Origin of the sequence: Streptomyces azureus, assembly GCF_001270025.1 — a bacterium.
Taxonomy (GTDB): domain Bacteria; phylum Actinomycetota; class Actinomycetes; order Streptomycetales; family Streptomycetaceae; genus Streptomyces; species Streptomyces azureus.
The window spans coordinates 42,244-52,093 of sequence record NZ_DF968229.1; the positions used below are offsets into that span (position 1 = coordinate 42,244).

The 9,850-nt window shown below is 71.7% G+C and carries 13 protein-coding genes and 1 pseudogene; 13 read left to right on the top strand and 1 reads right to left on the bottom strand.

What is annotated here, in order from left to right; genetic code table 11:
* The first annotated feature begins 8 nt into the window (after window positions 1-8).
* From priA to hisF, 3 genes are read left to right on the top strand one after another with little or no spacing between them, the layout of a single operon-like run.
* Entirely contained in the window at window positions 9-740 is a 732-nt protein-coding gene (gene priA / locus AOQ53_RS09250; RefSeq protein WP_059416518.1) for a bifunctional 1-(5-phosphoribosyl)-5-((5-phosphoribosylamino)methylideneamino)imidazole-4-carboxamide isomerase/phosphoribosylanthranilate isomerase PriA, read from the top strand.
* On the top strand, window positions 737-1,138 hold the full coding sequence (locus AOQ53_RS09255) for a RidA family protein (protein WP_020271433.1): 402 nt from the start codon (window positions 737-739) through the stop codon (window positions 1,136-1,138). Before priA ends, AOQ53_RS09255 begins: the two co-directional genes overlap by 4 nt.
* Window positions 1,135-1,890, top strand: coding sequence for an imidazole glycerol phosphate synthase subunit HisF (gene hisF, locus AOQ53_RS09260; protein WP_059416505.1), 756 nt, complete (start codon window positions 1,135-1,137; stop codon window positions 1,888-1,890). Before AOQ53_RS09255 ends, hisF begins: the two co-directional genes overlap by 4 nt.
* Before the next feature lie 67 nt (window positions 1,891-1,957).
* Here the strand turns inward: hisF and AOQ53_RS09265 are convergent, their stop codons facing one another.
* Window positions 1,958-2,593, bottom strand: a complete 636-nt coding sequence (locus tag AOQ53_RS09265; protein ID WP_059416506.1) for a TIGR03085 family metal-binding protein — start codon at window positions 2,591-2,593, stop codon at window positions 1,958-1,960.
* An 83-nt stretch (window positions 2,594-2,676) separates the two neighbouring features.
* On the opposite strand from AOQ53_RS09265, the gene hisI reads away from it, so the two are divergent.
* From hisI to AOQ53_RS09310, 10 genes and pseudogenes are all read left to right on the top strand, one after another.
* On the top strand, window positions 2,677-3,072 hold the full coding sequence (gene hisI / locus AOQ53_RS09270) for a phosphoribosyl-AMP cyclohydrolase (RefSeq protein ID WP_059416519.1): 396 nt from the start codon (window positions 2,677-2,679) through the stop codon (window positions 3,070-3,072).
* Between the two features lie 11 nt (window positions 3,073-3,083).
* A complete protein-coding gene (locus AOQ53_RS09275) occupies window positions 3,084-4,565 on the top strand; it encodes an anthranilate synthase component I (RefSeq protein WP_059416507.1) in 1,482 nt (493 codons plus the stop codon).
* 41 nt (window positions 4,566-4,606) lie between these two features.
* Window positions 4,607-5,248: a TIGR02234 family membrane protein gene (locus tag AOQ53_RS09280; RefSeq protein ID WP_059416508.1), complete on the top strand. Its 642-nt coding sequence runs from the start codon at window positions 4,607-4,609 to the stop codon at window positions 5,246-5,248.
* A 118-nt stretch (window positions 5,249-5,366) separates the two neighbouring features.
* Entirely contained in the window at window positions 5,367-5,618 is a 252-nt protein-coding gene (locus AOQ53_RS09285) for an HGxxPAAW family protein (protein ID WP_059416509.1), read from the top strand.
* Between the two features lie 37 nt (window positions 5,619-5,655).
* The gene (locus AOQ53_RS09290) at window positions 5,656-6,090 is read left to right on the top strand and encodes a DUF2752 domain-containing protein (protein ID WP_059416510.1); all 435 of its coding nucleotides are present in this window, start codon (window positions 5,656-5,658) and stop codon (window positions 6,088-6,090) included.
* A gap of 140 nt (window positions 6,091-6,230) precedes the next feature.
* Complete coding sequence (gene trpC / locus AOQ53_RS09295) at window positions 6,231-7,040, top strand: indole-3-glycerol phosphate synthase TrpC (protein WP_059416511.1); 810 nt, start codon at window positions 6,231-6,233, stop codon at window positions 7,038-7,040.
* A 21-nt stretch (window positions 7,041-7,061) separates the two neighbouring features.
* Window positions 7,062-7,229, top strand: a complete 168-nt coding sequence (gene trpM, locus AOQ53_RS44535) for a tryptophan biosynthesis modulator TrpM (RefSeq protein ID WP_167745701.1) — start codon at window positions 7,062-7,064, stop codon at window positions 7,227-7,229.
* A gap of 136 nt (window positions 7,230-7,365) precedes the next feature.
* Window positions 7,366-8,652, top strand: coding sequence for a tryptophan synthase subunit beta (gene trpB, locus AOQ53_RS09300; RefSeq protein ID WP_059416512.1), 1,287 nt, complete (start codon window positions 7,366-7,368; stop codon window positions 8,650-8,652).
* Complete coding sequence (gene trpA / locus AOQ53_RS09305) at window positions 8,649-9,467, top strand: tryptophan synthase subunit alpha (protein ID WP_059416513.1); 819 nt, start codon at window positions 8,649-8,651, stop codon at window positions 9,465-9,467. The genes trpB and trpA overlap by 4 nt, the downstream gene beginning before the upstream one ends.
* An 86-nt stretch (window positions 9,468-9,553) precedes the next feature.
* Window positions 9,554-9,850: pseudogene (locus AOQ53_RS09310) on the top strand (hypothetical protein); the annotation flags it as partial.

A 9,850-nucleotide genomic window follows, 5' to 3' on the forward strand; every position in this document is an offset into this window, starting at 1 on the left:
CCCCCTCGATGTCTTCCGTGAAGCTCGAACTCCTCCCCGCCGTCGACGTCCGTGACGGCCAGGCGGTCCGCCTGGTGCACGGCGAGTCCGGTACGGAGACCTCCTACGGCTCGCCCCTGGAGGCCGCCCTCGCCTGGCAGCGGTCCGGCGCCGAGTGGCTGCACCTGGTCGACCTGGACGCCGCGTTCGGCACCGGCGACAACCGCGCGCTGATCGCCGAGGTCACCAAGGCCATGGACATCAAGGTGGAGCTGTCCGGCGGCATCCGCGACGACGACACCCTCGCCGCCGCCCTGGCCACCGGCTGCACCCGCGTGAACCTCGGGACGGCCGCCCTGGAGACCCCCGAGTGGGTCGCCAAGGTCATCGCCGAGCACGGCGACAAGATCGCCGTCGGTCTCGACGTCCGCGGCACGACCCTGCGCGGCCGCGGCTGGACCCGCGACGGCGGCGACCTCTACGAGACGCTGGAGCGCCTCAACAAGGAGGGCTGCGCCCGCTACGTGGTCACCGACATCGCCAAGGACGGCACGCTCCAGGGCCCGAACCTGGAGCTGCTGAAGAACGTCTGCGCGGCCACGGACCGCCCGGTGGTGGCCTCCGGCGGTGTCTCGTCGCTCGACGACCTCCGTGCGATCGCCGAGCTCGTCCCGCTCGGCGTAGAGGGCGCGATCGTAGGGAAGGCGCTGTACGCGAAGGCGTTCACCCTGGAAGAGGCATTGGAGACTGTGTCGTCATGAGCGATGCCGTACGGCGCGTGCAGAGCGGAAGTCCCTGGGAAGAGAGTTTCGGTTTCGCGCGCGCCGTGGCGGCGGGCGACCGGGTGCTGGTGGCGGGCACGACACCCTTCAAGGGCGACGTGCTGTACGGGGAGGGCGACCCGTACGAGCAGGCCAAGGCGGCCTTCACCAGCGCCCTCGAAGCGATCGGCGAGTTCGGGCTCGGCATCGGGTCCGTGGTCCGGACGCGGATGTATCTGGCACACACGCGCGACCTCGACGAGGTGGGCCGGGCCCACAAGGAGCTGTTCGACTCCGTGCGCCCGGTCGCGACCTTCCTCGTGGTGGACGGCTTCGTCGACCCGCGCGTTCTGGTGTCGGTGGAACTAGAGGCATTCAGAGGAACGGTGGATTCATGACCCTGGCGGTCCGAGTCATCCCCTGCCTGGACGTGGACAACGGCCGGGTCGTCAAGGGCGTCAACTTCCAGAACCTGCGCGACGCGGGCGACCCCGTCGAGATGGCCAAGGTGTACGACGCCGAGGGCGCCGACGAGCTGACGTTCCTGGACATCACCGCCTCGTCGGGCAACCGCGAGACGACGTACGACGTGGTGCGCCGCACGGCCGAGCAGGTGTTCATCCCGCTCACGGTCGGCGGCGGGGTGCGCACCGCCGAGGACGTGGACAAGCTGCTGCGGGCCGGCGCGGACAAGGTCGGCGTCAACACGGCCGCGATCGCCCGCCCGGAGCTGATCCGGGAGATCGCGGAACGCTTCGGCCGCCAGGTCCTGGTCCTGTCGGTGGACGCGCGCCGCACCGAGTCCGGCTCCTTCGAGGTGACCACCCACGGCGGCCGCCGCGGCACCGGCATCGACGCCGTCGAGTGGGCGCACCGGGCCGCGGAGCTGGGCGCCGGCGAGATCCTGCTCAACTCCATGGACGCGGACGGCACCAAGGACGGCTATGACCTGGAGATGATCGCGGCCGTGCGCAAGCACGTGACCGTCCCGGTCATCGCCTCGGGCGGCGCGGGCAAGCTGGCGGACTTCCCGCCGGCCGTCGCGGCGGGCGCGGACGCGGTCCTGGCCGCGTCGGTGTTCCACTTCGGTGATCTGCGCATCGGCGAGGTCAAGGAGACGCTGCGGGAGGCGGGTCACCCGGTGCGGTGACCCGCCTGTCGGGAGCCCCGGTCGCGTCGCGCGGCCGGGGCTTCTCCATGTCCCTCAGAAGGTCCCCTCAGATCCCCAGCTGCTTCGCCTCGTGGAGCTTGGCGATCGCGTTCTCGTCGCCCTCCAGGTCGACCTTGGCCGCGCTCTGGCGGCCATAAGAGAACAGGACCAGTTCGGAGGGTTCGCCGGTCACCGTGACCACCGGGGTGCCGCGCTGGGCGACCGCTGTCTGGCCGTCGGGCCGGCGCAGCACCAGGCCCGTCGGGACGCCACGCCCCATCAGCCGGGCGGTGCGCTCCAGCCGGGACCACAGGGCGTCCTGGAAGACCGGGTCGAGCTCGCGCGGCGACCAGTCGGGCTGGGCGCGCCGGACGTCCTCCGTGTGGACGTAGAACTCGATGATGTTCGACATCTCGTCGACCGGCTTGAGCGAGAAGGGCGAGAAACGCGGCGGCCCCGTACGGATCAGCTGGATCAGCTCCTCGTACGGCTTGTCGGTGTACTCCGCCATCACCCGGTCCAGGCGTGGCGCGAGCTGCTTGATCAGTATCCCGCCCGCGGCGTCCGGGCGGCGCTCGCGCACCACCACGTGGGCGGCGAGGTCCCGGGTCGTCCAGCCCTCGCACAGGGTGGGCGCGTCCGGGCCAGCGGTCTCCAACAGATCGGCGAGGAGAAGCCGTTCACGCTTGGCATGGGTCGACATGAAGTCAGCCTACGGCGGGCCCGGAGGTCCGCACAGTGGACACTCCACCGGGCCTGTCAGTGGCGCGCGGCACAATGGTCATCATGACCAGCACGTCCTCCCGGCCCAGCCGTCTCGACCCGGAGATCGCCGCGCGCCTCAAGCGCAGCGCCGACGGCCTCCTGCCCGCCATCGCCCAGCAGTACGACACCGGAGAGGTGCTCATGCTCGGCTGGATGGACGACGAGGCGCTGCACCGCACCCTCACCACCGGCCGGTGCACGTACTGGTCGCGCAGCCGCCAGGAGTACTGGGTCAAGGGCGACACCTCCGGCCACTTCCAGTGGGTGAAGTCCGTCGCCCTCGACTGCGACGCCGACACCGTGCTCGTCAAGGTCGACCAGGTCGGCGCCGCCTGCCACACCGGCGCACGTACCTGCTTCGACGAAGACGTGCTCCTCAAGGGCGGCAGCTCCGACGTCTCCGCCACGGATCAGTAAGGTCAGCCGCCATGGACCTCGAGACGTTCCGCAAGCTCGCCACCGACCGGCGGGTCATCCCGGTCACCCGCAAACTCCTCGCCGACGGCGACACCCCGGTCGCGCTCTACCGCAAGCTCGCCGCCGAGCGCCCGGGCACCTTCCTGCTGGAGTCCGCGGAGAACGGCCGCTCGTGGTCCCGCTACTCGTTCGTGGGCGTCCGCAGCGCCGCCACGCTGACCGAGCGCGACGGGCAGGCCCACTGGCTCGGCGCCCCGCCCGTCGGTGTCCCCGTCGACGGCGACCCCCTCGCCGCGCTGCGCGCCACCATCCAGACGCTGCACACCCCTCACCAGGACGGCATGCCGCCCTTCACCGGCGGCATGGTCGGCTACCTCGGCTACGACATCGTCCGCCGCCTGGAGAAGATCGGCCCCGGCGAGCGCGACGACCTGAAGCTCCCCGAGCTGACCATGCTCCTCACCAGCGACCTGGCCGTCATGGACCACTGGGAGGGTTCAGTCCTGCTGATCGCCAATGCGATCAACCACAACGACCTGGAGACCGGCGTCGACGAGGCCTACGCGGACGCCGTGGCCCGGCTCGACGCCATGCAGGCCGATCTCTCCCGCGCGGTCGCCCAGCCCCCGGCCGCGCTGCCGCCCTCCGAGCTCCCCGAGTACTCCGCGCTGTGGGGCGGCCCCGACTTCCAGGAGGCCGTCGAGGACATCAAGGAGCGCATCCGGGCCGGCGAGGCCTTCCAGGTGGTCCCCTCCCAGCGCTTCGAGACGCCGTGCACGGCGAGCGCGCTGGACGTCTACCGGGTCCTGAGGGCCACCAACCCGTCCCCGTACATGTACCTGTTCCGCTTCGACGGGTTCGATGTCGTCGGCTCGTCCCCCGAGGCCCTGGTCAAGGTGGAGGACGGCCGCGCCATGGTCCACCCCATCGCCGGCACCCGCTGGCGCGGCGCCACCCCGCAGGAGGACCAGGCCCTCGCCGACGAGCTGCTCGCCGACCCCAAGGAGCGCGCCGAGCACCTCATGCTCGTCGACCTGGGCCGCAACGACCTGGGGCGGGTCTGCGAGCCCGGCTCCGTCGAGGTCGTCGACTTCATGTCCGTCGAGCGGTACTCGCACGTCATGCACATCGTCTCGACGGTGACGGGCCGCGTCGCCCCCGGCCGCACGGCCTTCGACGTCCTCACCGCCTGCTTCCCGGCCGGCACCCTCTCAGGCGCCCCGAAGCCCCGCGCCATGCAGATCATCGACGAACTCGAACCGTCCCGGCGCGGACTGTACGGCGGCTGCGTCGGCTACCTCGACTTCGCCGGCGACTCCGACACCGCCATCGCCATCCGCACGGCCCTCCTGAGGGACGGCACCGCCTACGTCCAGGCGGGCGCGGGCATCGTCGCCGACTCCGACCCGGTCGCCGAGGACACGGAGTGCCGCAACAAGGCGGCGGCGGTCCTCAGGGCCGTCCACACGGCGAATCGGCTGGGAAAGGCCTGAGATGAACCCCGGGTGACGGTTCGCCCGGGGTTCAAGCGATAGTGGGGTACGTGACTGCTGCACCTCACCCCCGTTCCGAAGCCGCCGGATCCGCCCGGGCCGGACGCCGGAGCCTCGCCGTCGCGCTGCTGTGCGGCGCGCTCGGCGCGGCCGTGGCGTTGCTCGCCACCCGGCAGCGCTGGGCGGAGGGCACCGCGATGGTGGCCGGCGGCGCCTTCCCCCTGACCGCCAAGGGCAGCGACGTCACGGGCGTTCCCGCGGCGCTCGCCGTGGTGGGCCTCGCCGCGCTCGTCGCTGTCTTCGCCGTCCGCCGGGCCGGCCGCCTCGTCGTGGCCGCGCTGCTGGCACTCTCCGGCGCGGGCATCGTCGCCGCCGCCCTGCTGGGCGCCTCGGACGGCTCCGCGCTCGACGAGCAGGCCGCCCAGGCCTCCGGCGACACCTCCGCCTCCGTGGACACCCTCAGCCACACCGCATGGCCGTACGTCGCGGCGGTCGGCGGCGTCCTGCTCCTCCTGGCCGGGCTGCTCGCCCTGCGCTACGGCCGGCTGTGGCCCGCGATGTCCGGCCGCTACGAGCGGGGCGGCACACCCCAGCCGCGCCGCAAGGCCCCCGCCGTCGACCCCGACCGGCCCGAGGACCTGTGGAAGGCACTCGACCGGGGCGAGGACCCGACCGGAGCCTGAGCCACCCGGGGGAGTGGGGTACTCCCAGGCGTACCCCCGCTCACCGCCCACGCGCGCGTGCGGGACAATGGCCACGAGCGTCCTGCTCAGACACGCACACAGCAACGAGGAGCAAGCAATGGCGGGCAGCAGCCACGGTCACACCCCGGCCGCCTGGACCGGTGTCACGATCGCCTTCATCGGTTTCTGCGTCTCGGGCGCCTTCATGGTGATGGACCAGCCGGTGGGCTTCTGGGCCGGCATGGTCGTCGTGCTGCTCGGCGGTGTCGTCGGCGCCATCATGCGGATGATGGGCCTCGGCCAGCCCAAGGAACTGCACCAGCCGCACCGGATGACGGGCGACCGCGAGCCGGCGCGCGCCGAGGGCTGATCCCCGCGGAACACCGCGTTGTCGCGTGAGGGGCACAATGCATACCGTGAACGCCGACAGCCGAAGGGTGACGCCCAGCGTCCCGGGCCGCCTGGCCGGCCCCGCCGGTGTGCTCGCGGCCGTCGCCGCCGCCTTCGCCTACGTGGGCGCGGTCGACCCCAACGAACCCGGCCACTACCCCGTCTGCCCGCTGCTGCACTACACGGGCCTCTACTGTCCCGGCTGCGGCGGACTGCGCAGCGCGCACGCTTTCGTCCACGGAGACTTCCCGGCGGCACTGCACGCCAACGCGCTCGCCGTCCTCGGCTATCTGGCCTTCGCCGTGCTGTGGACCGTATGGGTGGTCCACGCGGTGCGCGGGCGCCCGCTGCGGATCGACCCCCGCCCGGGGCTGGTGTGGAGCCTCGGCGCGTTGCTGCTGGTCTTCACGGTTGTCCGGAACCTGCCCTTCGGTGGCTGGCTCCATCCTTGATCAACTGGCGGATGTCCAGGTAGTGGGACCGGCGTCAACCGGATGCGAAGCCTACGCCCCGCTGCGGATACCATCGCAGTGACCATCGGTTTTCGATCGGTCGCTGGAAATGTCAAGAGTCTGGAAGGGGGGCCGCTCGCGTGAGTGTGCTCGACGAGATCATCGACGGAGTCCGTGCCGACCTCGCGGAGCGGCAGGCACGCGTCAGCCTCGACGAGCTCAAGGAGCGCGCGGCGAAGGCTCCCGCTGTCAAGGACGGTGCGGCCGCACTGCGCGGCGACGGCGTCAAGGTCATCTGCGAGGTCAAGCGCTCCAGCCCGTCCAAGGGCGCGCTGGCCGCGATCGCCGACCCGGCCGGACTCGCCGCGGACTACGAGGCGGGCGGCGCGGCCGTCATCTCCGTCCTCACCGAACAGCGGCGCTTCGGCGGCTCGCTCGCCGACCTGGAGGCGGTCCGCGCCCGCGTGGACATCCCGGTCCTGCGCAAGGACTTCATCGTCACGTCGTACCAGCTGTGGGAGGCCCGGGCCTACGGCGCCGACGTCGTCCTGCTGATCGTCGCCGCTCTCGACCAGCCCGCCCTGGAGTCCCTCATCGAGCGCGCCGAGTCCATCGGGCTCACGCCGCTCGTCGAGGTGCACGACGAGGACGAGGTCGAGCGCGCGGTCGACGCAGGCGCCCGCGTGATCGGCATCAACGCCCGCAACCTCAAGACCCTCGAGGTCGACCGCGGCACCTTCGAGCGCGTGGCACCGGAGATCCCCGACCACATCATCAAGATCGCCGAGTCCGGCGTCCGCGGCCCGCACGACCTCATCGCCTACGCCAACGCCGGAGCCGACGCGGTTCTGGTGGGCGAATCCCTCGTCACCGGCAAGGACCCCAAGACGGCGGTCTCCGACCTGGTGGCGGCAGGCGAACATCCCGCACTCCGGCACGGCCGGGGCTGATCTCCCGCTAGGCTGGCCCCGATGAATCGCACCGTGACGACCGTGGACCGGTACGCCCGCCTCGCGCGTGGCTGCCGCCCCCGCGGCTGCCGAGCCCCCGCGCGCCGCGTACACGGCCGCCGGGTTCGCTACGTCATCGGTGACGAGCCCGGGCAGGTCAACGGCATGCGATGGCAGCGCGCCCTTTAGGGGCGCGGGGGCAGTTCTGAATATGCGGCTCCGCCGCGTGGGCGCGAGCAACCACACACGGCCCGCAGCCGACAGACAATCCCCGCCCCCACGGCGATTAGTGCATCCCACACACACTCACCGTGAAGGTTTCCGCATGCCCAGCCAGTTCTTCATCCCCGACCCCGAGGGTCAAACGCCCAACCCCGAAGGCTACTTCGGGACATTCGGCGGCAAGTTCATCCCGGAGGCCCTCGTCGCCGCAGTCGACGAGGTGGCCGTCGAGTACGACAAGGCCAAGCACGACCCGGAGTTCGCCAAGGAACTCGACGACCTCCTGGTCAACTACACCGGCCGTCCGTCGGCGCTCACGGAGGTGCCTCGGTTCGCCGAGCACGCCGGAGGCGCTCGCGTCTTCCTCAAGCGCGAGGATCTCAACCACACCGGCTCCCACAAGATCAACAACGTCCTCGGTCAGGCCCTGCTCACCAAGCGCATGGGCAAGACCCGCGTCATCGCCGAGACGGGCGCCGGCCAGCACGGCGTCGCCACGGCCACGGCCTGCGCGCTCTTCGGCCTCGAGTGCACGATCTACATGGGCGAGATCGACACCCAGCGCCAGGCCCTCAACGTCGCCCGGATGCGCATGCTCGGTGCCGAGGTCATCGCCGTGAAGTCCGGCAGCCGCACGCTGAAGGACGCGATCAACGAGGCTTTCCGCGACTGGGTCGCCAACGTCGACCACACGCACTACCTCTTCGGCACGGTCGCCGGCCCCCACCCCTTCCCGGCCATGGTCCGCGACTTCCACCGGGTCATCGGCGTGGAGACCCGCCGCGAGCTCCTGGAGCGCGCGGGCCGGCTCCCCGACGCCGCCGTCGCCTGCGTCGGCGGCGGCTCCAACGCCATCGGCCTCTTCCACGCCTTCATCCCGGACGAGTCCGTCCGCCTCATCGGCTGCGAGCCGGCAGGCCACGGCGTCGACACCGGCGAGCACGCGGCGACCCTGACCGCCGGCGAGCCCGGCATCCTGCACGGCTCCCGCAGTTACGTCCTCCAGGACGACGAGGGCCAGATCACCGAGCCGTACTCGATCTCGGCCGGTCTGGACTACCCGGGCATCGGCCCCGAGCACTCCTACCTCAAGGACTCCGGCCGCGGTGAGTACCGCGCGGTCACGGACGACGCGGCCATGCAGGCCCTGCGCCTGCTGTCCCGCACCGAGGGCATCATCCCGGCCATCGAGAGCGCCCACGCGCTGGCCGGTGCCCTGGAGGTCGGCAAGGAGCTGGGCAAGGACGGGCTGATCGTGGTCAACCTGTCCGGCCGCGGCGACAAGGACATGGACACCGCCGCCCGCTACTTCGGCCTCTACGACACCGACGCCGAGGTCGCCGCCGACGCGGACACCGACACCGCAGAGATCGAGGGGGACGCCAAGTGAGCGGGAACATTCAGCTGCTGAGCGACACCCTCGCCGCGGTGAAGTCCGAGGGCCGGTCCGCCCTCATCGCCTACCTCCCGGCCGGGTTCCCGACCGTGGACGGCGGCATCGAGGCGATCAAGGCCGTCCTGGACGGCGGCGCCGACGTCGTCGAGGTGGGCCTGCCGCACAGCGACCCCGTCCTCGACGGGCCCGTCATCCAGACCGCCGACGACATCGCCCTGCGCGGCGGCGTGAAGATCGCCGACGTGATGCGCACGGTCCGCGAGGCCCACGCCGCCACCGGCAAGCCGGTGCTCGTCATGACGTACTGGAACCCCATCGACCGCTACGGCGTCGAGCGGTTCACCGCCGAGCTCGCCGAGGCGGGCGGCGCCGGGTGCATCCTGCCCGACCTGCCCGTGCAGGAGTCGGCGCTGTGGAGGGAGCACGCCGAGAAGCACGGACTCGCCACCGTCTTCGTCGTCGCCCCCAGCAGCAAGGACCAGCGGCTCGCGCAGATCACCGCGGCGGGCAGCGGCTTCGTCTACGCCGCCTCCCTCATGGGCGTCACCGGCACCCGCGCGTCGGTCAGCTCGCAGGCCGAGGACCTGGTGGCGCGCACCCGGGCCACCGGCACGGACCTGCCGGTCTGCGTCGGGCTCGGGGTCTCCAACGCCACCCAGGCCGCCGAGGTCGCCGGCTTCGCCGACGGCGTGATCGTCGGCTCCGCCTTCGTCAAGGCCATGCTGGACGCCCCGGACGACGCGGCCGGTGTCGAGGCCGTGCGCTCGCTCGCGGGTGACCTCGCGCAGGGCGTGCGCGGGCAGGCGTAGGAAAGCCGGAAGTCATACAGGTCCCTCGTACGGGTGGACCTGGGGCCGGGGAGGCGCGGTGCGCCTCCCCGGTTCGTTTCCGGGGTGTGAGCGAGAAGAACCGTGAGGGAAAGCGCACCGCCCGGGAGAAGATGGCGGTCGAGCGTGAGAAGCAGAAGTCCGCTGAGAAGCGCCGGCGCGCGCTGATCGTGGGCGGGGCCGTCGTCGCCGTCCTGGGACTCGCGGCGGTGATCGGCGTCGTCGCGGCCAACGCGGGCAAGGACGACGACAGCGAGGCCTCGGGCCCGGTCGTGGCCCCCTCGGGAGCACAGGGCAAGGACGGCCTCGCGATCCCGGTCGGCAAGGACAGCGCCAAGTCCACGCTCACGGTCTGGGAGGACTTC